Source organism: Sinorhizobium prairiense (assembly GCF_029201645.2).
Lineage (GTDB): Bacteria > Pseudomonadota > Alphaproteobacteria > Rhizobiales > Rhizobiaceae > Sinorhizobium > Sinorhizobium meliloti_A.
Genome location: NZ_CP104131.1, coordinates 1550656 through 1574692, shown reverse-complemented (window position 1 = coordinate 1574692; position 24037 = coordinate 1550656). Strand labels below are relative to the sequence as shown.

Annotated in this window: 16 protein-coding genes and 2 pseudogenes; 16 read left to right on the top strand and 2 right to left on the bottom strand. The window is 61.8% G+C overall.

Annotation, left to right across the window (positions count from 1 at the left end; all coding sequences use genetic code 11):
• The first annotated feature begins 98 nt into the window (after positions 1-98).
• The 5 genes from tolC to exoR all read left to right on the top strand — a co-directional run bounded on the left by tolC (position 99) and on the right by exoR (position 9047).
• The gene (gene tolC, locus N0Q91_RS10175; protein WP_275598008.1) at positions 99-1472 is read left to right on the top strand and encodes an outer membrane channel protein TolC; all 1374 of its coding nucleotides are present in this window, start codon (positions 99-101) and stop codon (positions 1470-1472) included.
• 789 nt (positions 1473-2261) lie between these two features.
• Positions 2262-3014, top strand: coding sequence for a PopZ family protein (locus N0Q91_RS10170; RefSeq protein ID WP_275598007.1), 753 nt, complete (start codon positions 2262-2264; stop codon positions 3012-3014).
• 255 nt (positions 3015-3269) lie between these two features.
• The gene (locus N0Q91_RS10165; RefSeq protein ID WP_275598006.1) at positions 3270-6113 is read left to right on the top strand and encodes a valine--tRNA ligase; all 2844 of its coding nucleotides are present in this window, start codon (positions 3270-3272) and stop codon (positions 6111-6113) included.
• Positions 6114-6578: 465 nt separating this feature from the next.
• Positions 6579-7868: an OmpP1/FadL family transporter gene (locus N0Q91_RS10160; RefSeq protein ID WP_275598005.1), complete on the top strand. Its 1290-nt coding sequence runs from the start codon at positions 6579-6581 to the stop codon at positions 7866-7868.
• 372 nt (positions 7869-8240) lie between these two features.
• The gene (gene exoR / locus N0Q91_RS10155; RefSeq protein ID WP_003534542.1) at positions 8241-9047 is read left to right on the top strand and encodes a two-component system ChvIG regulator ExoR; all 807 of its coding nucleotides are present in this window, start codon (positions 8241-8243) and stop codon (positions 9045-9047) included.
• Between the two features lie 58 nt (positions 9048-9105).
• Here exoR and xth read toward each other — a convergent pair.
• A pseudogene (xth, locus tag N0Q91_RS10150) lies at positions 9106-9898 on the bottom strand (exodeoxyribonuclease III).
• 207 nt (positions 9899-10105) lie between these two features.
• Between xth and N0Q91_RS10145 the strand changes: the two are divergent.
• Positions 10106-11569 carry a phospholipase D-like domain-containing protein gene (locus tag N0Q91_RS10145; protein WP_275598004.1) on the top strand — a complete coding sequence of 488 codons (1464 nt, stop codon included), beginning with the start codon at positions 10106-10108 and terminating at the stop codon, positions 11567-11569.
• An 84-nt stretch (positions 11570-11653) separates the two neighbouring features.
• On the opposite strand, the gene erpA is transcribed toward N0Q91_RS10145, so the two are convergent.
• Positions 11654-11983 carry an iron-sulfur cluster insertion protein ErpA gene (gene erpA, locus N0Q91_RS10140; protein WP_018097738.1) on the bottom strand — a complete coding sequence of 110 codons (330 nt, stop codon included), beginning with the start codon at positions 11981-11983 and terminating at the stop codon, positions 11654-11656.
• A 190-nt stretch (positions 11984-12173) separates the two neighbouring features.
• Here erpA and N0Q91_RS10135 point away from each other — a divergent pair.
• From N0Q91_RS10135 to tatC, 10 genes and pseudogenes are all read left to right on the top strand, one after another.
• Positions 12174-13415 (top strand): annotated as a pseudogene (locus N0Q91_RS10135) (deoxyguanosinetriphosphate triphosphohydrolase).
• Between the two features lie 97 nt (positions 13416-13512).
• Positions 13513-15270 carry an arginine--tRNA ligase gene (argS, locus tag N0Q91_RS10130; protein ID WP_275598003.1) on the top strand — a complete coding sequence of 586 codons (1758 nt, stop codon included), beginning with the start codon at positions 13513-13515 and terminating at the stop codon, positions 15268-15270.
• A 63-nt stretch (positions 15271-15333) separates the two neighbouring features.
• Positions 15334-18189 carry an SPOR domain-containing protein gene (locus N0Q91_RS10125; RefSeq protein WP_275598002.1) on the top strand — a complete coding sequence of 952 codons (2856 nt, stop codon included), beginning with the start codon at positions 15334-15336 and terminating at the stop codon, positions 18187-18189.
• A 108-nt stretch (positions 18190-18297) separates the two neighbouring features.
• A complete protein-coding gene (gene nagZ / locus N0Q91_RS10120) occupies positions 18298-19332 on the top strand; it encodes a beta-N-acetylhexosaminidase (RefSeq protein WP_275598001.1) in 1035 nt (344 codons plus the stop codon).
• Positions 19333-19404: 72 nt separating this feature from the next.
• On the top strand, positions 19405-20244 hold the full coding sequence (locus N0Q91_RS10115; protein WP_275598000.1) for a segregation and condensation protein A: 840 nt from the start codon (positions 19405-19407) through the stop codon (positions 20242-20244).
• Positions 20237-20956, top strand: coding sequence for an SMC-Scp complex subunit ScpB (scpB, locus tag N0Q91_RS10110; RefSeq protein WP_275597999.1), 720 nt, complete (start codon positions 20237-20239; stop codon positions 20954-20956). The genes N0Q91_RS10115 and scpB overlap by 8 nt, the downstream gene beginning before the upstream one ends.
• 63 nt (positions 20957-21019) lie before the next feature.
• Positions 21020-22129 (top strand): ABC transporter ATP-binding protein, encoded by a 1110-nt coding sequence (locus N0Q91_RS10105; protein ID WP_275597998.1) that lies wholly within the window; start codon positions 21020-21022, stop codon positions 22127-22129.
• 94 nt (positions 22130-22223) lie between these two features.
• Positions 22224-22430, top strand: a complete 207-nt coding sequence (locus tag N0Q91_RS10100) for a twin-arginine translocase TatA/TatE family subunit (RefSeq protein ID WP_003534564.1) — start codon at positions 22224-22226, stop codon at positions 22428-22430.
• Between the two features lie 73 nt (positions 22431-22503).
• Complete coding sequence (gene tatB / locus N0Q91_RS10095; RefSeq protein WP_275597997.1) at positions 22504-23151, top strand: Sec-independent protein translocase protein TatB; 648 nt, start codon at positions 22504-22506, stop codon at positions 23149-23151.
• Complete coding sequence (tatC, locus tag N0Q91_RS10090; RefSeq protein WP_018097729.1) at positions 23148-23990, top strand: twin-arginine translocase subunit TatC; 843 nt, start codon at positions 23148-23150, stop codon at positions 23988-23990. Before tatB ends, tatC begins: the two co-directional genes overlap by 4 nt.
• Positions 23991-24037: the final 47 nt, after the last annotated feature.

Below are 24037 nucleotides of genomic sequence, written 5' to 3'. Positions count from 1 at the left end.
GGGTGGCGCGGGGCTTCACTGCAGTGTTTGTGCAGGCCGCCAAAGGGCCTGCTGAAAAATGCGGGGTGGCGACGCTGCCCCGATTGATCGGAGGGAAGATGGTGTCGATTGTCCGCAAAGCAGCCTTGTGGGCGGCTGTCTCGACCAGTGTGCTGCTCGCGCCCCACGCCGTTCTCGCGGAGACGATTTTCGGGGCGATGGCCAAGGCCTATGCGAACAACCCGGATCTCAACGCCGCTCGCGCCGGGCTGCGCGCGACCGATGAAGGGGTTCCGATTGCGAAGGCCGGCTACCGGCCGCAGGTTTCCGCGTCGGCGACTGGGACGCTCTCACGGGTCGACGCCGAACGGACCGGCACCCGCGACTTTCATTCCGGACAGGTCGGGATTTCCATCACGCAGACGATCTTCGATGGATTTCAGACCCTGAACAATGTCAGGGCGGCCGAAGCGGAGGTGTTTTCGAGCCGCGAGACGCTGAAGGCCAATGAGATCCAGATTCTTCTTTCGGCCGCGCAATCCTATGCGAACATAGCCCGCGATCAGCAGGTCGTTTCCATTCGTCGTCAGAACCTCGCCTTCCTTCGGGAACAGTTGAGCGCCGCACAGGCCCGCCTCGATGTGGGCGAAGGCACGCGGACGGATGTGAGCCAGGCGGAAGCCGAACTCGCCAACGCCCAGTCGCTGCTCGTTGCTGCAATCGCGCAGCTGAAACAGAGCGAAGCGGTCTATGTGCAGATCGTCGGCGCAGCGCCGACCGGCATCAGACAGCCTGGACCGGCCACGAAGGCCATGCCGAGGTCCCTCGATCAGGCCGTGGCGACGGGGCTGCGCGAGAACCCGCGAATCCTGGCGGCGCAATATGCCGTCGATTCGGCCGGTTACCAGGTGAAATCGGCGGAAGGCACGATGCTGCCGGGCGTCGTTCTCCAGGGTGCCGTGAGCCGTAACACCGGTAATGCCGGTAATCTGGGACTTGATGACACGACGGCGAGCGTCACTGCTCGGCTCGAAGTTCCGATCTATCAGGGCGGTGCGGAATACGGCCAGATTCGCCAGGCCAAGGAAATTCTGGGGCAGCAACGGATCCTCGTCGACTCCGAGCGGGCCTCGGTGCAGCAGACCGTCGTATCGGCGCATGCGCAGCTCGAATCGGCACTTGCCCGAATCAAGGCCAGCCGGTCGCAGATCTCCGCAGCGAATCTCGCGCTCGAAGGCGTGATCGAAGAGCGCAAGGTCGGTCAGCGCACTACGCTGGACGTGCTCGACGCGCAGCAGGACGTGCTGGACGCGCAGGAGTCGCTGGCGGGCGCGCAACGCGATGCGGTGGTTGCAAGCTATGCCTTGCTCGCCGCAATGGGCCACCTGACAGTCAGGAGCCAGGGCCTGCAGGTGGCCGAATATCGGGCCGAGGAACATTACGAGGCCGTCAAGGACAAGTGGTTCGGCCTGCGCACCGTCGACGGGCGCTAGACGGCCCTTAGCCAATTCGACACGAAACGCCGCGTCCCCCAGGGTCGCGGCGTTTTGTGACAAGCCCGTTGAGATTCGAGCCACCCGCGGCGGCTCGTTTGATTTCCTCATTCCCGTGCTTGTCACAGGAAATCCAGCCAGACCAAGTCCTTGGGCTGAAAGAGTCTTCAGCGCCGCAGACGCGGCGCTGCTGGATCCCTGTGACGAGCACAGGGATGAGGATAGAGAGGTGCGACCCCTCGGCGCGTTTCATTGCGTCACAGGTTGAACATTCCCTCGCATATTCCCAAGCGCAAGTTGTAGGAACCGCACATCCCGGTCCCTCATTCCTGTGCTTGTCACAGGAATCCAGCCAGCCCAAGTCCTTGGGCTGAAAGAACTCTTCCCGCGCCGCAGACGCGACGCTGCTGGATCCCTGTGACGAGCACAAGGATGGGGACGGAGAGGGTGCGGCCCCTCGGCGCGCTTCATAAACCGTGAAGATATCGAGGCGGCGCGGAAGTTCGCCGGTCACGCCCGTGGACAGTGTCCCGTCCCGCTTCGCACATCCCCGTCCTCATTCCTGTGACGCGCACAGGGATGGGGAAATCAAACAAGCGGCGGGTGGCCCGAATCTCAACGGGCTTTAGGGCGCAAGTGCCATTGCCCCTGCCGAAAAAAACAAATCTGTGCAAGAATTTACCGAGCTGATTCGCGGCGTTTGTTTCGTCGGCGAACTCACTTAAGGTTTGTTCGAATCGGCACACGGAGCGGCTTTTCCGTGTTCGTCCGCAGCAAACGGGGATTGAAATGGCGCAGCTCAACGTCGCACGTGAACCTTCGATGGATGAGATTCTGGCATCCATTCGCAAGATCATCGAGAGTAACGAGCCTGGTCCGGCCGGAACCTCCGCGCAGCAGAGCTTCGAGGACGGCGCCCGCGACGATGTCGAACTGTCGATGGATCCGGAGGTCGAAGCGGATGCGTTCGGATCCGCCGACGACCAATTCTCCTCGGTCAGGACGTCACCATCGGCGGTCGATAACCGTACCGACGCGCCGGTAGCGTCGTCTGCACCGCTTTCGCTTGCCGATGTCGCGGCAAGGGTGAGGGCCGCTTCGGAGCGGCAGGCGGTGCATACGGTTCCGAGGGATCAAGCAGGAGGCGAGGAGGCGCGGTCGCCAGCGGACAGTCCGGCGATGATATCCCGCATCGCTGCGTTTCCCTCTTCGGCCATCCCGGCGAGTGCGGCAGCGGACGCCGGGTCGGCTCCTGTGGCCGGGGATGTGTCGGCGGCCGCGCATGCGGCCTCGGACGAGGCAACGGAGCCGGAAGGCACGCCTGGAACGATCGTTTCCCCGGCTGTCAGCCGTCAGGTTGCGCGCGCTTTCGACGAATTGGCACATGCCGTCGAGAACGGACCCCGGCGTTCCTTCGACGAGATCGCCGAGGCGATGCTGCGTCCGATGTTGCAGGAATGGCTGGACGACAACTTGCCGACATTGGTCGAAAGACTGGTGCGCGAGGAAATCGAGCGCGTGGCACGCGGGCCCCGGCGCTGACGTAAACGGTAGACGTGCCCGACTTGCGTCTGCCGCCCGTGGACGATTTCAGGAAACTCGCCGAGCTCTTTTCCCCAGTAGCGCATTCGAACCTGCGCACGTCCGGACAGAAAAGCGTTACACACTTTTCCCGGAAGTAATCTAAGATGGAAGCGGCATGCACGATGGCTGCGGCTTTTTCCCCGTTCAGGTTGACTTGCCCCGGGCCTTCCGGTTTACAAACGCTGACATCAATCTCCAGAAATCGGCCAAAGAATGCTTGATAAAACCTACGATTCCGCAGCGGTAGAACCGAAGATCGCCAAGGCCTGGGACGAAGCGGATGCCTTTCGCGCCGGTGTCAACGCGAAGCCGGAGGCGGAGACCTTCACGATCGTGATCCCCCCGCCGAACGTGACGGGATCGCTCCATATGGGCCATGCGCTCAACAATACGCTGCAGGACATCATGGTCCGCTTCGAGCGCATGCGCGGCAAGGATGTGCTCTGGCAGCCGGGTATGGACCATGCGGGTATCGCGACCCAGATGGTCGTCGAGCGCCAGCTCATGGAACGTCAGCTTCCGAACCGCCGCGATATGGGCCGCGAGGCCTTTATAGAGAAGGTCTGGGAGTGGAAAGCCGAATCCGGGGGCCTGATTTTCAATCAATTGAAGCGGCTCGGCGCCTCGTGCGACTGGTCGCGCGAGCGCTTCACGATGGACGAGGGGCTGTCCGAGGCGGTCATCGAGGTCTTCGTCAGCCTTTACAAGGAAGGCCTCATCTATCGCGACACCCGTCTGGTCAACTGGGACCCGAAGCTGCAAACCGCGATCTCCGACATCGAGGTCGAGCCGGTCGAGGTCAACGGCCATCTCTGGCATCTGCGCTACCCGCTCGAAGAGGGCGTGACCTATCAGCATCCCGTCGCCTTCGATGAGGAAGGCAATGCGACGGAATGGGAGGCGCGCGACTATCTCGTCGTCGCGACGACGCGTCCGGAAACCATGCTCGGCGACACCGGCGTTGCCGTGCACCCCGATGACGCCCGTTACAAGGGTATCGTGGGCAAGCACGTCATTCTGCCGATCGTCGGCCGCCGCATTCCGATCGTGGCCGACGAGTACCCGGATCCGACGACCGGCACCGGCGCGGTGAAGATGACGCCTGCGCACGACTTCAACGATTTCGACGTCGGAAAACGCAGGGGACTGCGGCAGGTCAACGTTCTCACGGCAGACGGCCGGATAACGATCAAGAACAACGAGGATTTCCTCGAGGGGCTCGACCACCCGGCGGCGCTGCACGGCGCCTGGGATCAACTGGAGGGCAAGGATCGCTTCGAAGCGCGCAAGCTTATCGTCGAGATGCTCGAAGAGGCCGGGCTCGTCGATCACATCGCGCCTCACAAGCACATGGTGCCCCATGGTGACCGCGGCGGCGTGCCGATCGAGCCGCGCCTGACCGAGCAATGGTATGTCGACGCCAAGACCTTGGCGAAGCCGGCGATTGCGGCGGTCAAGGAAGGCAGGACGAATTTCGTCCCGAAGAACTGGGAAAAGACCTATTTCGAATGGATGGAGAACATCCAACCCTGGTGCATTTCGCGCCAGCTCTGGTGGGGCCACCAGATCCCCGCCTGGTACGGTCCCGATGGGCAGATCTTCGTTGAACGAAACGAGGAGGAAGCGCTGCACGCGGCGATTCAGCATTACATCGCCCATGAAGGACCGATGAAGGCCTATGTCGAAGACCTGCTCGAAAACTTCAAGCCGGGTGAGATACTGACGCGCGACGAGGATGTCCTCGACACCTGGTTCTCCTCGGCGCTCTGGCCCTTCTCGACGCTCGGTTGGCCGCAGGAGACGCCGGAGCTCGACAAATATTATCAGACCGATGTGCTGGTAACCGGCTTCGACATCATCTTCTTCTGGGTCGCCCGGATGATGATGATGGGTCTTCATTTCATGAAGGATGCGGACGGCACACCTGTCGAGCCTTTCCACACGGTGTATGTTCATGCGCTCGTCCGTGACAAGAACGGGCAGAAAATGTCGAAGTCCAAGGGCAACGTCATCGACCCGCTGGAGCTCATAGACGAATACGGCGCCGACGCACTGCGCTTCACGCTGGCGATCATGGCGGCTCAGGGGCGCGACGTGAAGCTCGACCCGGCCCGGATAGCAGGCTACCGCAACTTCGGAACCAAGCTGTGGAATGCGACCCGCTTTGCCGAGATGAACGGGGCAGTAAGCAGCGACGGCTTTATTCCCGAGGCAGCGTCGCTGACGATCAACCGCTGGATCCTGACGGAATTGTCGCGCACCATCCGCGACGTGAGCGAGGCGATCGAAGATTACCGCTTCAACGAGGCGGCGGGAACCCTTTACCGCTTCGTCTGGAACCAGTTCTGCGACTGGTATCTCGAACTCCTGAAGCCTGTCTTCAATGGCGACGATGAAGCGGCCAAGCGCGAGTCCCAGGCCTGCACGGCCTATGTCCTGGATGAGATCTACAAGCTGCTGCATCCGTTCATGCCCTTCATGACGGAAGAGCTTTGGGAAAAGACGACCGGCCCCGGGCGAGAGCGTACGACGCTCCTTTGCCATGCCGAATGGCCGGCCGCCTTCTATGCGGATGACGCGGCTGCAGACGAAATCAACTGGCTGATCGATCTCGTTTCCGGCATTCGTTCGGTTCGCGCCGAAATGAATGTCCCTCCGGCGGCGATGGCTCCATTGGTCATCGTCGGGGCGAAGGCGCTGACGAGCGAGCGGCTCGACCGGCACGCCTCTGCGATCAAGCGTCTGGCGAGAGTGGAGAATATCGAGCGCGCGTCAGTGGCGCCCCGCGGCAGCGCTCAGATCGTGGTCGGCGAAGCGACGGCTTGCCTTCCGCTCGGCAGTCTCATCGATCTCGCGGCCGAAAAATTGCGTCTGGAAAAGGCCATCGCAAAGGTAGACGTCGAGCGGCAACGGATCCTCGGCAAGCTCGCCAACGAAAAATTCGTCGCCAATGCCAAGCCTGAACTGGTCGAGGCCGAGCGCGAGCGGCTGGTCGAACTCGACCTGCAAAGAGACTCGCTCGGCGTTGCTTTGTCCCGCGTTACGGAAGCCGGGTAGCTTTTCATCTGCGAGACAAACTCGAAGGCAGACACGATCCGCGGCAGCAATGCCGCGGATTTTCCAATTTCTGACCCATGCGGCGAATCGGTTCCTGGTCTGGCTCGGCGGCAACGCAGGTGGGGCGATCGACAATGCACGCATGGGTTTTAGCTGCCGGCGTTTCAATGGTGTCTGGCAAGGGCGTCGTGTAAAAAGCCATGATGTTGTTACAGCGTCACACACCGCGATTTGGTAGTATTTAATTCCATCGGTTGATGAAATCGCGGTCTTTCGGGAAAAGAAATTCTATTAGCGGCCGAATTGTGGCGAGAAGTGGGAATTCTTACGTAAATCCGATGACCGGTCTCGCCCGGTCGGCTCAGGGGCTTCCAGTTTGCCATTTCACGCAATCGTGAGGATACTTCCCCCAAGCGCGGCCTCGAGGCGGATGGCCGCAGAATTGGAATGCAGGGGAGGAGCTTGATGGCTCGAATTGGATTGAAGCAGGGTGTTCTGGCTGCGGTGGCCGGGGTGCTCGTGGCCTCGGCTGCGCAGGCGGGAGGGCTCGAGCGCAGCGGCTATAATATCGATCTCTTGTTCGACCCGTCGGACTATGCGGCCGAAGCGACGGCGACCTATGTCAATCCGCAACGTAAGCTGAAGAATGTCGAGGACACCGATACCGCCAATACGGACATTCTCGGAGGGACATTTGGTGGCGGAAACCTGAATTATCGTCCAAGCACCGCGGACGACACTGAGAGCTATTGGGCGCCCCGCATCGGCGTTAAGGCTGCTTTGGGTGACAGTATTGACTGTATGGCGGACTACTCGCAGCCTTGGGGCGCCCATACCAACCCCGGCAAAAACTGGGCCGGTGCCAACAACAACATCGAGACGAAGGTGGAGAGCGACAACTATGCGGCCACCTGTTCCTACAAGTGGGAAATGGGACCTGGCTATTTCCGGGTTATTGGCGGTGGATTCTATCAGGAAGTGGGCGGCTTTAAAGAGCGACTCGTGCAGGATTACACCTTCGCGCCGTTTCCGCTTTCGACCTTTTCTGGCGTCGGTCGTCTCGAGCTGGAAGACAGCGGATGGGGTTGGCGCACCGGCGTTGCATACGAAATTCCTGAATATGCTATGCGGGCGAGCTTGGTGTACAACAGTGCTGTAGATCTGGATGATCTTTCAGGCTTCATCGATCTGCGTCAGCTTGCGTTTCCGAACCCTTTCCCGGTCGGTCCTCCGTTGATCACCGGCACCAAATATGACGTTCGGGGTTCGGCCTCGATGCCGGATTCGCTTGAACTCAAGGTTCAATCCGGCATTGCCCCCGGGTGGTTGGCGTTTGGCTCCATCAAATGGACCGATTGGAGTCAGTTGCAGGTTGTAACATTCTGCCCTGCGACGATATCGCCTACTACGCCGTGCACCAGCCTCGATCTCCTTTACCGGGATGGCTGGACCGTCACCGGGGGCATCGGCCACAAGTTCAACGATCAATGGAGCGGTGCAGTCAGCCTCACCTGGGATCGTGGAACAAGCCAAGGCTACGGGGCTCAGACCGATACCTGGACGCTCGGCACAGGCGTTTCCTATACGCCGACCGAGAATGTAGAAATCCGTCTTGCCGGCGTCGTCGGTATCCTGACCAGCGGCAGTTCCGGTCCGGTTGATTTCGAAGGGGAGACGATCGGCGGCGATGTCTCCTACGACTTCGACAATGACTTCGTCGGTGCGATCTCGACATCGCTGAAGGTCAGGTTCTGATCTCCTAAAATCCACTGCTCGAGGCCCGGTCTCCGCCGGGCCTTTTTTTATGTCTGGTAACCACGCTTATAAGCGGTTGTGAATGTGACGATTCAGCAACACATTTCCTGCTACGGTTTGCTACTATCCGGGCCGGGTCGATTATGTCCATTTCCCGCCACAAAATGAGAGCAGCGATATAGGGACGAAGGCTAGTCGAGTTCCATGCCCGCGTTGAGGTGAAGTGAGTTTGTGTGCCGTCATGACATCCCGTAGCAATTGGCCTCAGGCGCGCAGCCGGAGCACCGGTGGGCGCAGGAGCCAGTATGTGCAGCATCTTCGCGACGGTGATGGGGTCGGCGTGGCCGGCTCGAACGAAAGAAACTGATTGTTATGCGCGCGGGTGAATTGAAGTCGCTTAGGGTTGCGGTGCTTGGCATGTCGCTGGCGGTTGGCGCAACCGCGGCCGGGCCGGCACGGGCTTTCGATCCCGGAGCCGGCGTGACCAAGGAGTCCGGCCCCTTCGCGCTCTTCAAGTTCGGTTTTTCCGCCTATAAGAGCGGCCGGAAAGACGAAGCGGTCGAGGCCTATCGATATGCTGCCGAAAAGGGGCACACGGGCTCTCGCTGGGCGCTCGCCAATATGTATGCCTATGGCGATGGTGTCGCGGAGAACGATCTCGAAGCATTCAAGATCTACAGCGAAATCGCACAACAGGGTGTCGAGCCGGGCTCGGAAGATACGGGCTACTTCGTCAATGCATTGATTTCGCTTGCCGGCTACTACCGGCGCGGCATTCCCGACACCCCGGTAAGGTCCGACCTGTCGCAGGCCAGGCAGTTGTATTTCCAGGCGGCCTCCACCTTCGGCGTGGCGGAAGCACAATTCCAGCTCGCGCGCATGTTGCTTTCGGGCGAGGGCGGAAGCGTCAATGTCCAGCAGGCCAAGAAATGGCTCAACCGGGCGCGCAAGAATGGTCATGCCGGCGCCATGGGCGTTTTCGGCAACGTCATTTTCCAGGAAGGTCAGACCGCTCGCGGTCTCGCATACATGACGGCGGCGCTCGGCCAATGTTCTCCCAAGGACCGGCCCTGGCTTCAGGCGATGCAGGAACAGGCGTTCTCGCTCGCCACCGAAGACGATCGCCGGGTGGCGATAACCATGTCCCAGAACATGCATCTGCAGAACGACGACGATTGAGGTCCTGTGCGGCCTGACCCGAGGATGGCGGCCGCAGGGCAGGAAAGCTCGCCTCGCCTCAGGTCGTCGCGAACGCGAATTCAGCCGTTACGGGCACATGGTCGGACGGCTTTTCCCAGGCACGGACGTGTTTTTCGATAGAGGTCGACACGAGCTTGTCGGCCGCCTCCGGCGACAGCATCAGATGATCGATGCGGATGCCGAAATTCTTCTGCCAGCAGCCGGCCTGATAATCCCAGAACGAATAGAGCGGCGCCTCGTCGGAGGTCGCGCGCACCGCGTCGGTGAAGCCGAGGTTGCGCAGCCGCCGAAAGGCGGCACGTGTCTCTGGCAGGTAGAGAGCGTCGTTCCGCCAGACCTTGACGTCCCAGCAGTCATGCGCCTCCGGGATGACGTTGTAGTCGCCGGCCAGGATGAGCGGTTCCTCCAGGGCGAGCCTCTGTTCCGCGAAGGCTGCCAGACGCCGCATCCATCCGAGCTTGTAGGGGTATTTTTCCGTCTCTACCGGATTTCCGTTCGGCAGATAGAGGCAGCAGACCCGAAGGGCTCCGCTATTGACGGAGAACACGCCTTCGATGAAGCGCGACTGTTCGTCGGCAGGGTCCCCCGGCAATCCTCGATTGATCTCGTCCGGTCTTATCTTGGAGAGCAGGGCAACGCCATTGAAGCCTTTCTGTCCATGCGTCTCCACATGATAGCCGAGCGCCTCGATCTCGCTTCTCGGAAATGTCTCGTCGACGGATTTGATCTCCTGCAGACAGGCGATGTCGGGGTTCGAACTCGCTAAGCCAGCCGACGAGGCCGTCGAGACGCGCTTTGACGCCGTTGATGTTCCATGTGGCAATCTTCATTGGGCAGCCTTGCCTCTCATGACATTTGAGTCCGTTCGGTCGATTGGTTCTAGCGGCTGGAAATTCTTTTGACAAATCCGGGATCCGCCATTTGGGTCCGGGATCGGGCGGCCGCGGTCCGGCGCATCTTCCGCTTCTTCCCCACGTTAGGTTTCACCCTTAAGTAGCCGAATTGATTCCGCTCCGCGTCCGTCTATAGTCCCGCGCATGATCGCGTTCATAGAGAGTTACTGGCCGCATTTTCTGGCGCTGCTTTCGGTCGTCCTCGGCGTCCCGGCAATCATCCATGCGGCGATGACGAAAGACGATGTGCGTGCGGCTGCCGGCTGGGTCGGGGTTGTGCTGCTCTCACCGGTCATCGGTGCGGTCATCTACGCGGTCGCCGGCATCAATCGGATGCGCCGCTCGTCTATCGGCCTGCAGCGTTCGCTGCTGCGCTCGACCGAGCGGGACCCGTTCGGGCGCTTCGATGTCACGCATGATCAGGTGGTGGCCCGTTTCGGGCAGCGTTTCGCGGCAATGAAGATGCTTGGAGACCGCGTTGCGCGCTTCACGATGTCGGCGGGAAACCACATCACCATGCTCGAGGGCGGCGACGCGGTCTATGCCGCGATGCTCGACGAGATCGCGTCCGCCCGTCGCAGCATTCTCATCGAGAGCTACATTTTCGACCGCGATCCCATCGGCATGCGTTTCGCAAATGCCCTGATCGCCGCAGTGAAACGCGGCGTCGCCGTGCGCGTCCTGATCGATGCCGTGGGTGCGCGCTATTCCGTGCCGTCCATTGTGGGCTATCTGAAGGAAGGAGGCGTGCCGACCGCCGTCTTCAACGGCAATATCATCATGGGCCTGCGGCTGCCCTATGCCAATCTCAGGACACACCGCAAGATCATGGTTGTCGACGGTACGGTCGCTTTCGCCGGCGGCATGAACATCCGTGCGGGCTTTGCCGCTGAAATCGCAGGAAAGGCTGCTTCTTTCGACACGCATTTCCGCGTTACGGGACCCGTTGTCGCCGATATCTTTCAGGTTGCTGCGGAAGATTGGCAGTTCTCGAGCGAGGAGGTACTGACAGGCGATGGCTGGCGGCTGGCCGACCTTCCCGCGGAGCCGGACGTGCGATCGGTGCTGATGCGGGCCGTTCCCTCAGGTCCTGACAACACCAACGAGACGAATCACAAGATGCTTATGGGCGCCTTTTCGATGGCGCGAAAACATATCCGGTTGATGTCGCCCTATTTCCTGCCCGACAAGGAATTGATCAGCGCGCTCGTGACGGCGGCGAGGAAGGGTGTCGAGGTCGACATCGTCGTGCCCTCCGTCAACAATTTGACACTCGTCGACCGCGCGATGACGGCACAGTTCGACCAGGTGCTGAAAGGTCACTGCCGCGTCTGGCGGGCAAAGGGCGCCTTCAACCATTCCAAGCTGATGGTCATCGACGATCGCTGGGTCTATGTCGGATCGACCAATCTCGATCCTCGCTCCCTGCGCCTCAATTTCGAGTTCGACCTCGAAATACTCGACGAAGCCTTCGCACGCGCAATCGGCGAAAAGGTCTGCGCCATACGCGCGACCGCGGATGAAGTGACCCTTGCGGGGCTCCGCGCGCAGCCGCTCGTAAACCGGCTGGCAAACCGATTGCTCTGGCTCGGATCGCCCTATCTTTAGTGCTGGATGAGGAAAAGCGTGCGCGGTTTTCCGCCCGCATCCCGCTCTAACGTCCTGGAATCGATAACGATGTGGCGCGAGGCGTCAGATCGAAAAGCTCGTTCCGCACCCGCAGCTTGCGACCGCGTTCGGATTGTTGATCTGGAACGACTGTCCGAGAAGATTGTCGACGAAATCGATCTCCGAGCCGCCCATATAGACCAGCGACAGGCTGTCGATCAGGACTTTGGCGTCGTCCTTTTCGAGGATGAGATCGTCGGCATTTGCGGCGTCCACCAAATCGAACTTGTAGGAGAAGCCCGAGCACCCGCCGCCTTCGACGGAGACGCGCATCGCGCTCTTGTCCTTCTCCGCCTGGAGAATTGCGGCAATGCGTCTGGCCGCCGCATCCGAAAGCGTAACTGTTTCCTGCATCTTATTTGCCTCCTGCCGGGGTCAAGAACCGGAGAGATTCGTCTTCGCTCTGACGCTATAATCGCATGCCGTGACAGGCGATCTTCAGGCTGCCGCAAGCCGTTGTTCCGCCCCGAGGGGACGGAGTCGCCGGCCGGCGTCGCTTTCCTGTAGCGCTTTCTATAGGTATGAAGGCTTGAATGTCCCGTCAATGGGATGACGCGCGCAGGTGTGAAATGACAGTCGACAGGCAGGCCCTTGGTTTCGGTTACGGTGAACACGCAGCTTATGCATCGAACCCCTGGGCTTCCCGCGGCAGACTGTATCCCGAGGCATCGAGCCCCACACGTTCCGATTTCCAACGCGACCGCGACCGCATCGTTCATACCACGGCCTTCCGGCGGCTGAAGCACAAGACGCAGGTCTTCATTGCCGCCGACGGAGACCATTACCGCACGCGGCTCACGCATACGATCGAAGTCGCCCAGATCGCTCGCGCCCTCGCCAGGGCCTTGAAACTGGACGAGGATCTCGCCGAGGGGTGGCGCTCGTCCATGATTTCGGCCATACGCCGTTCGGGCACACCGGCGAGGACGCACTGCACGAGGTGCTGGAGCCCTATGGCGGCTTCGATCACAACGCCCAGTCGCTGCGCATCGTCACCAAGCTGGAGCGGCGCTATGCGGAGTTCGACGGCCTCAATCTCACCTGGGAGAGTCTCGAAGGGCTCGTCAAACACAACGGCCCGCTGATGACGGCAGACGGGCAGGGCCTTCGCGGCCCCGTTCCGCAGCCGATTCTCGATTACTGCGCGCTTCACGACCTCGAGCTTGCGAGCTTTGCGAGCCTCGAGGCGCAGGTGGCGGCAATTGCCGACGATATCGCCTATAATACCCACGATATCGACGATGGTCTGCGTGCCGGCTATCTCACTTTCGAAATGCTGGAAGAGATACCGTTTCTCGCCCGGTTGATGCGCGAGGTTCACGACCGCTATCCAGGCCTTGAAAGCAGCCGGTTCACGCATGAGATCATGCGGCGGCAGATCACCGCCATGGTGGAGGACGTCATCGCCGTGGCGCAGAAAAGGCTCGGTGAAGTCCGGCCGGAAAGCGCGAAAGACGTGCGATGCGCGGGCAGGGTAATGGCAACCTTCTCGGATGAGATGGGCGAGACGGACCGCCAGATCAAGAATCTGCTCATGACGCGCATCTATCGGCATCCGGAGGTCATGCGGGTACGAAAGGGAGCGGCATCGATCGTGACGGACCTCTACCGGGCCTTCATGCACGATCCGTCGCTGATGAAGGAGCATTACTGGATCGACCAAATCGCCGGTATGGCGGTGCCGGCCCGGGCGCGCCACGTCGGCGATTACCTCGCCGGTATGACCGACACTTTCGCGATAAGCGTGCATAGGCGCTTGTTTGACCATACGCCTGATTTGCGCTAGTGACGCCCCCGCGTGGAGGCTGCAGGTTCTCGATGGACCCGGCCTCCTTTGAATTTGCGCCATTCTCCAGTGTGGCTGGAAAAAGCGGACGGATTAGATGAACCTTTTCACAGACTTCGAAGCAAGAATTAACAGAATTCTGGAATCGATTGAGATCATTCGTGAAAAGCGATCCGAGCTGGACTTCGGGCGCATCAATGTAGAGCCGCCGCGCGATGCAAGTCACGGCGATGTGGCGACCAATGCCGCCATGGTGCTCGCCAAGCCCCTTGGCATGAACCCGCGCGCGCTTGCGGAACTGATCGTCGAAAAGCTCGGGCAGGATCCGGAGGTTGCCGGCGTTTCGGTTGCCGGTCCCGGTTTCATCAATGTCCGCCTGTCGGTTTCCTATTGGCAGAAGCTTCTGGCAGCCGTCACGCGTGCCGGCGTCGATTACGGACGCAGCACGTCCGGCGCCGGACGCAAGATCAACGTGGAGTATGTCTCGGCCAACCCGACGGGGCCGATGCATGTCGGTCATTGCCGCGGCGCGGTCGTCGGTGACGCGCTCGCTAACCTGCTGGCCTTTGCGGGCTATGACGTGACCAAGGAATACTACATCAACGACGCGGGCTCGCAGATCGAGGTGCTCGCCCGCTCGGCATTCCTGCGCTACCGCCAGGCGCTCGGCGAGGATATCGCCGAAATTCCGGCGGGGCTTTACCCAGGCGACTATCTCGTGCCGGTGGGCGAGGCGCTCGCGGACGAGTACGGCACGAGCCTCCGGATCATGCCGGAGGACAAATGGGTGCCGCTCGTCAAGGAGCGTGTCATCGACGCGATGATGGCGATGATCCGCGAGGATCTGGCGGCGCTCAACGTCAACCATGACGTGTTCTTTTCCGAGCGCGCCCTGCACGACAACGGTGCGGCGCGGATCCGCACGGCCATCAACGATTTGACCTTCAAGGGTCACGTCTACAAGGGCACGCTGCCGCCCCCGAAGGGGCAGCTGCCGGAAGATTGGGAAGACAGGGAGCAGACGCTCTTCCGCTCGACCGAGGTCGGCGACGACATCGATCGCCCGCTGATCAAGTCCGATGGCAGCTATACTTATTTCGCGGCCGATGTTGCTTACTTCAAGGACAAGTTCGATCGTGGCTTCCACGAGATGATCTATGTGCTCGGCGCCGACCATGGCGGCTACGTCAAGCGGCTGGAGGCACTGGCGCGTGCGATCTCCGGCGGATCGGCGAAGCTGACGGTGCTGCTCTGCCAGCTCGTGAAGCTCTATCGCAACGGCGAGCCCGTGAAGATGTCCAAGCGTTCGGGCGATTTCGTGACCCTGCGCGACGTCGTCGACGAAGTCGGACGCGATCCCGTGCGGTTCATGATGCTTTACCGCAAGAGCTCCGAGCCGCTCGACTTCGACTTCGCAAAGGTGACGGAACAGTCGAAGGACAACCCGGTCTTCTACGTGCAATACGCTCACGCGCGCTGCCGTTCCGTTTTCCGCCAGGCTGCGGAAGCATTCCCTGATCTTGATCTGTCTTCGGTCGACCTCGCGGGCGCGGCCGGCGCGATTGTCGACCCCACCGAAATGCAGCTCGTCGCCAAGCTTGCAGAATATCCCCGCGTGGTGGAGGCGGCAGCACTCTCGCACGAGCCTCACCGGATCGCTTTTTACCTGTATGATCTTGCCGCGGTCTTCCACGGACACTGGAACAAAGGTAAGGAAAACCCGGAATTACGTTTTGTTAACGATAAGAATAGAGAATTAAGCATTGCCAGACTCGGGCTGGTGCATGCTGTCGCCTCGGTATTGAAGTCAGGCCTGTCGATCACAGGCACTTCTGCACCGGATGAGATGCGGTAAGTCGTGTCACCAATTCCCCACAATGCACTGGCAATTCAACGCAGGCAGTTGTGAGTGGAGAGTATGGCAGACAAACAATTCGCACGAAGCGGGCCGGCAGAATTCGAACCATTGGCCGATGATGATCCGTTGAGCGAACTTGCCCGCATTGTCGGTTACGATGCTCGGCCAGCCGTTCAGCAACTGCAGGAACTTCAGCGCCATCAGGAGGCGATGCGGCGCGAGCCGGCCTTCGATCTCGAGGAGGAGCTCCTCCGCGCGTTCGATAGCTACGATACGCCCCATGCAGCGCCTGTTCGGCCCGATAGCGGCCTTGTCGAACATCCGTCTGCCCCAGTGTCGACCGATGGCGCGCACCCTGTCTTCGACGAACAGGTCGCTCAGAATGCAGTCGTCACCGATGTCGCTCCGGCCCCCGAGGGGGTCGCCGACGCTGCAGCGTCGCCTTCCATCGAGACCCCGGTGGAGCGGACGTCGAACGAGGATTTGACTGCGGTCGCCGTAGCGTCCCATGACGAACCCGCCGTCGACCTGGAGCGCGAGCTCGAATTGTCGCTTGGCTACGATGCGTCGCCGGATGCGACCGACGCCGCCCAGCCGGATGTGGTGCCTGCCGGCGTAAGCGACGTTCCTATCTTCTCCGACTGGCAGGAGCCGCTTTCCGCCAAGCTGGCCGTAGCCGGCAAACTCGCCGAGCAGGCCGGGCTTGCAGAGCCCGTCTATGTCGACATGGCCGGCGATCTCGCCGGTGCGGTCGAGAGCAACGAGCTGGCGGCCATTGCCGTCGCGCCGCCGGAAATGCAGTCGCAACCGTCGGCTTCCACTGACGCCGACCGGCTCCTGACCGATGTCGAACGTTTTCCGGTGCCTGCCGCCGCAGAAGTCGCTGCCCCGGCCGTGGCCGAAACGCAGGATCGGCCCGCTCCGGCGGCCGTGAAGAAGAACAACTATCCTTTTACTCCGACGTTCAGCCGCGCGACTCCGGTCGCGTCGTCAGGCGGCGTCTCGCAGCAGCGGGCTTTTGCCACGCCGACCGCCGAGACGGCTGTCGCAAGCCCGGCTGCCACAGGCGCGGCTGCCACAAGCCCGGCGGTCGTCGTTCAGAGCCTGTCGCCGGAACGAGCGCCCGAGATGCGTGCGGAAGCAGCGCCTCAGGTGCCCGAAAACAGGATGCCGGAAGCGGAAGTCGAGCCGAGCTTCGACATCGAGGACTTCGAACTCGAACTGGCCGACATAGCGCTCGACCTCGATCTTGCGGACAGCCCGGTCGCCGATGCGCCGACGACGATTGTCGCTACGCAGGCCGCCGCAGCGCACCCGGCGCTCGTGGAAACGCCTGCGCAGCCGTACCTGCAGGCTATGGTCGCGCCACGCGAGCCGGAGACATCCGTCCATCAGGCCCCCGTATCGGTTCGGGACATGTCTGTGCCGGTGGAGCCCGAAAAGCCATCCGCCGACGTGGCCTTGCCTTTCGACCCGGCGATGATCGGCGAGACCGAAAGCGGTGTCGCACCGATCGGCGAACTGGACGTTCCACAACTCCCTCCGGTCGAGGCGGAGGAAAAAGCAGCGGCTTATCCGGCCGATTACGATCTGGATATCGACGCCGAGATGGCGCAGCTTTTCAGCGCGCCGGCGCCTGCTGCCAAGAACGGCGCAAACCTCGAACCCGTGGCTGCATCGGCGGAAAAAGCGGATCCTGCATTCGCACCGGCCGATGATTTCGACGAGTTCGAGAAGGCGATGGAGGAAGACTTCCAGCGATCGATGGCGGAGCGCCGGAGCGCAACGCAGGAAGCCGAGCGCATGACGGCGATGCCCCATGCTCAGGCCGAGGAATATCGCGAAGACGGTTATGGCCGGCGGTCCCAGCGCTCGATGTTGCTGGCTGCCAGCGTTGCCGGCATCATCATCGTCGGCGGCGCCGCCGTCTACGCCTGGATGGGCGGCAGCAACGCGGTGCTTTCTGGCGATGGTCCGAAGATAATCCTGGCGGACAAGGCGCCGGTGAAGGTCGTGCCCGAGGAGAAGGGCGGCAAGACTGTGCCGAACCAGGACAAGGCGGTTTACGACCGCGTTGCCGGCGTCTCGGGCAAGGCGCCGCTCCAGCAGAGCCTGGTCTCATCGACGGAGGAGCCGATGGACGTGGTGCAGCGGACGCTGACGCCGGAGACTTTGCCGCTCGAGGGACGTGGAGATGTTGAGACGTTGCCGGGTGCTTCGCCCGCCGACGACGACGAGGTCGCCCGCTTGCTGCCGGGGACCGATGCCGGCAATGCCGCCGATGAAGAGGAAGCGGTTCCCGCCGTTGCACCGCGCAAGGTCCGCACCATGATCGTCAAGCCGGACGGTACGCTTGTCCCCCGTGAGGAACCGGCTCCGCAACAGGAAAGCGCGGCGGCAACAGCCGGCGGTCCGGCGCCGATCCCGGCCCGTGTGTCCGGTGAAGCCGTTGCCGCCGGTTCACAAGCCGAAGCAACGGCTGCCGCGCAGCCGGATCAGCTCGCTGCAGCCTCCGAAGGGGCCACGCCCGTTCGAAGCGTAAAGACGACCGCGCTGCCGCAGGCACGCCCGGCCGCTCAGCCGCAGGCCGCTGCTCCCGCCGCGGCCCCCGCGGAAAGCCAGCCTGCAACCGAAACGGCAGCCGCGCCGCTGGCGACGGCTTCGGTTCCCGCCGGCAGCTACGTGATCCAGATTGCCTCTCTGCCTTCGGAGGCCGAGGCGCAGAAGAGCTACAACAATCTCTCCTCGAAGTTCGCGAGCGTGATCGGCGGTCGCGGGGTGGACATCCGCAAGGCGGAGATTGCTGGCAAGGGCACCTATTACCGGGTCAGGATCCCCGTCGGTTCGCGCGAGGAGGCCAATTCGCTTTGCTCTCGCTATAAAAGCGCCGGCGGAAGCTGCCTGGTAACGAAATAAGCCTGAGAAGAGAAAACAAGAAACGGGCGCGGCAGGGATGCCGCGCCCGTTTTCATTACGGGATTGCCGCACGTTTATATGGCCAAGTCGGCTACGCTTTAGGGAAACATGCAGTATGCTTTTCGTATGAGCGAATCAAAAGCATTCATATCCGGCTGCAAGGGCCTTTCGCTGACGCAGGAAGAACGCGATTTCTTTGCGGGCGAGCGCCCATGGGGCTTCATACTCTTCGGACGCAATATCGGCGAGGAAGAGCAGATCCGCGACCTGGTGGCGAGCCTGCGTGACAGCATCGGCGACCCCCGGGCTCCGGTATTGATCGATCAGGAGGGCGGTCGCGTTCAGCGCATACGCCCGCCGCTCGTGCAGCAATATCCGAACGGCGCGGCGATCGGCGAAATCTATCGGCGGGACAGGGAACGGGGCCTGCGTGCCGCATGGGTCATGGGGCGTCTGCATGCCTTCGACCTGATGCGCTTCGGCATCACGGTCGATTGCCTGCCGGTACTCGATGTGCCGGTACCCGGCAGCCATGACGTCATCGGCAATCGTGCCTATGGGCATGACCCGGCGACGGTAACCGCGATCGGTCGCGCGATGAGCGAAGGTTTGAAGGCGGGCGGCATGTTGCCGGTGATGAAGCACATGCCCGGTCACGGCCGGACCTTCGTCGACTCGCATCACAACCTGCCGGTCGTCAGCGCCGGTATCGATGAGTTGAAGAGCAGCGATTTTCTGCCCTTCGCGGCCATGAAAGACGAAGCGATGGCCATGTCGGCGCACATGGTCTTCACTGCTATCGACCCGGACAACCCGGCGACGACCTCTGCGAAGGTCGTGAGCGAGATCATCCGGGGCCACATCGGCTTCGACGGCCTGCTGATGTCCGACGACGTTTCCATGAATGCGCTTGCCGGCGACATGACTGCACGTGCCGGCGGAATAATCGCGGCCGGTCTTGATCTCGTCTTGCATTGTCATGGCATTATGGAAGAAATGAAGGCCGTGGCAGATGTCGTTCCGGTTCTCTCCGGCGAGAGGCTCCGCCGGGCGAGGGCTGCCGAGGCCGCTTTCCGGGAACCGGACGACGCAGTCGAAGCTGCGCTGCGCGCGGAATTCAACGCAATGTTCGCGCTCGCCTAGGCTCTCGAGCCTGGCGCGCGGGTCCGTTGCTGAAAGGGCAGGGTCGTGAGCAAATCGGACGAAAGGCAGGAAATGCCTTCCGCGAAGGCGCCGATGGAGCCTTTGTGGCAGGACGAGTTTGCCCGTCGCGGATTGCACGAGGACGAGCTCGTCGTCGACATCGCCGGCTTCGAAGGTCCGCTGGACCTCTTGCTGCACCTCGCGCGCAGCCAGCGCGTCGATCTTTCCCGCATCTCGGTGCTGGCGCTTGCGGAACAATATATCGCCTTCGTCGAGCGGGCACGGTCTATCCGTATCGAGCTTGCCGCCGACTATCTCGTCATGGCAGCGTGGCTTGCCTACCTCAAGTCACGCCTGCTCATCCCCCAGCCGGCAAAGGATGAAGGCCCGTCGGGCGAGGAGATGGCCTCGGCGCTTGCATTCCGCCTGAAACGTCTGGAGGCGATGCGCGACGCCGCGACGAAACTCGTGAACAGGAACCGCCTAGGCCGGGACATCTTCGTGCGCGGCGCGCCCGAGCACATCGTCACGGAGAGGAAGTCCGATTATGACGCCTCGCTCTACGACCTGCTGACCGCCTATGCGACGCTCAGGCAGCGTCAGGCGATAACCCAGGTGACGATCGAGAAGCGGCATGTCTGGTCGCTCGGCGATGCCCGTTTGATCCTGGCGAGAATGGTCGGCAGTCTTGACGACTGGACCGCGCTCGACCATTTCCTGATCCGCTACATGACGAGCCCGAAGGAGCGCGCGACGGCGATTGCGAGCTCCTTTGCGGCCTCACTGGAAATGGTGCGCGAGGGGCGGTTGGAAATCCGGCAGGAGGGCGCTTTCACGCCAATCTATCTGCGGCGCGGGCCAAATCCGATCGATGCAGCAACCTTGGCGGAGATGGAGGCGGCACGTGGCTGAAGCTCAGAAATTCGTGCCGGGTGACGAGGATTACGAGGAAGAATTCTCTTTCGATCCGAGGCTCGAGCAGGAAGCGGAGCGGATCGCCGAGGCCCTTGTATTTGCCTCGGCCCAACCGGTTTCAGAAACCTATATTGCCGGCCGCCTGCCGCGCGGCGTCGACGTCGCAAGCGTTATGGCGCGGCTCAAGAACCGATATGCCGGCAGCGGCGTCAATCTGGTTCAGGTCGCCGATCATTGGGCCTTCCGCACTGCCGCGGATCTGTCCTTCGTCGTCAATACGGAGGAGCAGGAGGTCCGCAAACTGTCGCGCGCGGCGCTCGAGGTGCTGGCGATCATCGCCTATCACCAGCCGGTGACGCGGGCAGAGATCGAGGATATCCGCGGCGTTCAGACCTCGAAGGGTACCCTCGACGTGCTGATGGAGGCGGGATGGGTGCGGTTCCGCGGTCGCAGACGCACGCCCGGACGTCCGGTGACGTTCGGCACGACGAGAGATTTTCTCGATCATTTCGGCCTCGAAGAGATCCGCGACCTGCCGGGCATCGAGGAGCTGAAGGGGGCCGGCCTGCTGTCCGGGCGTGTCCCTTCGAATCTGAACATTCCGGTTCCGATCGGCGACGACGAGTTTGCCGATAACGAGGATCCCATCACGCAGATGGACCTCGAAGAACTGGGCCTCTTGACACCGAAGGCTGAAGAAGACGATTAAAAATCCTGAGTATGGATATCGGCTTTAGGTTAGAGCCGGATCTTCGGGTCGAGGAATGCAAGCATGGTTTCAGATGCGCGTAGCGGCGCCGTCACGATGACGAGGCGCTCGGGTGTGTCGTTCGCAGCGAACCTGGCATTCGAGAATATCAGCCATCGGTATCATTCCAAGGAAACGATCAAGGGTGTTTCGCTCAAGGCCGAGGCCGGCGAAGTGCTCTGCCTGCTCGGACCTTCCGGCTCCGGCAAGACAACGCTGTTGCGCATCGCCGCGGGCATAGAGAAGCAGACGGGCGGGCGTCTGCTGCTGAATGGACAGGAAATATCCGGCCCTTCCATCTTCATTCCGCCGGAGCAACGCGGCGTCGGCCTGATGTTCCAGGACTTCGCCCTTTTCCCTCATATGACCATCCGTGAGAACGTCTGTTTCGGCTTGACCGAATTGCCGAAGAAGAAGGCATTGCTGCAGGCCGATGCCGCGCTGGAGAGGGTCGGCCTTCTGCATTATGCCGAGCGGTATCCGCATGTCCTTTCAGGTGGCGAGCAGCAGCGCGTGGCGCTGGCCCGTGCGCTTGCGCCGCGGCCGGCGGTGCTTTTGATGGACGAGCCTTTTTCCGGCCTCGATTCCCGCCTGAAGGATTCCATCCGCGCCGACACGCTGGCCATACTGCGCGAGACGCGCGCGACCGCCATCGTCGTAACGCACGACGCCGAAGAGGCGATGCGTATGGCGGACCGGATCGCCCTGCTGAAAGACGGTCGGCTGGTGCAGGTCGGCACGGCGGACGAGCTCTATCGCCGGCCCTGCGATCTCTTCACTGCCGGCTTCTTCTCGGAAATTAACGTCTTCGATGCGCGCGTACGGGACGGCCATGTCGAAACGCCGCTGGGGGTTGTGGCAACAGGGCAATATACGGAGGGGCAGCCACTGAGCGTAGCCGTGCGTCTTTCCGGCATCCGGCTCGACGAGACCGGTGGAGAAATTCCGGCACGCATCGTATCCCGGCGCTTCCTTGGCGTCGTGGAGCTTCTGGAACTCGCCGTGCCGCAGTCCGAACGCACGGTTCGCGCCCGCATCCGCGCCGATTTGCTGCCGCAAGGATTGCGTGACGTCACGCTTTCCGTTAACGAGCGCGACATATTGGTGTTTGAAAAAGACGCCTCAACACCTTAGGGTCCGCCAAGAGGATGGCGTGCCCGGAGGGTGCGCCTGAAAAATGACAACGTGCTGGGCTCTAATCTGTTTAGGGTCTTGAGGGAGTAAGTGGATGGGTTCGTTTAGTATCTGGCATTGGCTGATCGTTCTGGCGGTGGTTCTGCTGCTGTTCGGCCGCGGCAAGATCCCCGAGTTGATGGGCGACGTTGCCAAGGGCATCAAGAACTTCAAGAAGGGCATGGGCGACGACGAGGTCGCTTCGGCCGACAAATCGATCGACGGCAAGACCGTCGACCACAAATCTGACGAAGTCCGCTGACGGTCGGAAGCTGACGGGGCTGGGTGCGACAGGCACCCGGTAGCCCGCATCACGGGTTTTTAGGGCGCGTCGGATGCTTGATATCGGCTGGACCGAGCTTGTTGTTATCGCAATCGTCTTGATTATCGTCGTCGGTCCGAAGGACCTGCCGCCGATGCTGCGCGCGTTTGGACGGATGACGTCCAAGATGCGCGGGATGGCGTCCGATTTTCGGCGGCAGTTCGACGAGGCGCTGCGTGAAGCCGATCTCGACGACGTGCGCAAGACGATCAGCGATGCGCAAAGCCTCAATCCGACCGCGGCATTGCGGGATGCGATGAATCCGCTGCGGCAGCTCGGTAACGAGATCAAGTCCGATCTGCAGAAGGCGACCACGCCCGACAGGCCGCCAGCCTCCACGACGCCCGAACCGCTGGTCGAACCGGTCAGTACCGACGCCGCCGGCGAAACGGCGGCAGTAGCCACGGATAAGGTGGCGGCGGCAGCGGTGAGCTCGGCATCGAGACAGATGGACCGTGCCGCCGACGCGCCGAAGGCGAGCGAACCGGAACCTGCTGCCAAGCCCAGAGCGCAGTCCAAGAAGTCGGGCGCTTCCGTCACGAAGAAGGCCGCCGGCGAAACGGCGCCGAAGAAGTCGCCGGCGCGCAAGGCGCCGGGCGAAGCGCCGGCTGCGAGCAAGTCGAAGACGCGCGCGGCTTCGCGCAAGAAAGGTGACGCATGAGCCGCGATATCGAGGACCGGCCGCAGCCGCTTATCGAGCATCTGATCGAACTGCGCACGCGGTTGATGTGGGCGGTGGGCGCATTCTTCGTGGCGTTCCTCGTCTGCTTCTATTTTGCCAAGCAGCTGTTCAACCTCCTTGTTCTGCCGTTCAAGTGGGCCGTGAGCTGGGCCGGGCTCAGCCACCGCAACGTCGAGCTCATCTACACGGCGCCGCAGGAGTTCTTCTTCACGCAGATCAAAGTTGCGATGTTCGGTGCGCTGGTGATCGCATTTCCGGTCATCGCCTCGCAGGTGTACAGGTTCGTTGCACCCGGCCTTTACAAGAACGAACGCGCTGCCTTCCTGCCATTCCTGGTCGCTTCGCCACTCCTGTTCCTGCTTGGCGGCGCGCTGGTCTATTTCTTCTTCACGCCGATGGTCATGTGGTTCTTCCTCGCCATGGAACAGGGCGGCGGCGAAGGGCAGGTCGCGATCCAGCTCCTGCCGAAGGTGTCCGAGTATCTCAGCCTCATCATGTCACTGGTCTTCGCCTTCGGTCTGGTGTTCCAGTTGCCGGTCATCACGACGCTCCTCGCGCGTGTCGGCTTCGTCACCGCCCAGGGGCTCGCCGAGAAGCGCAAATACGCGATCGTGATCGCCTTCGTGGTCGCAGCGGTTCTGACGCCGCCGGATCCGGTTTCCCAGATCGGCCTTGCGCTGCCAGCCATCCTTCTCTACGAAATTTCAATCTACACGGCGCGACTCGTCGAAAGGCGAAGGGCTGCCGAGGCCCTCGAGCGCGAGGCTGCCTCTGAGCAGGAAAGCTCGTCCGAGACGGCTGACCCCGCCAAGGGCTGACCGCGGACGTCTTGCGCCGTTCACGGCGCCCTCGCTCCTCGCACGCG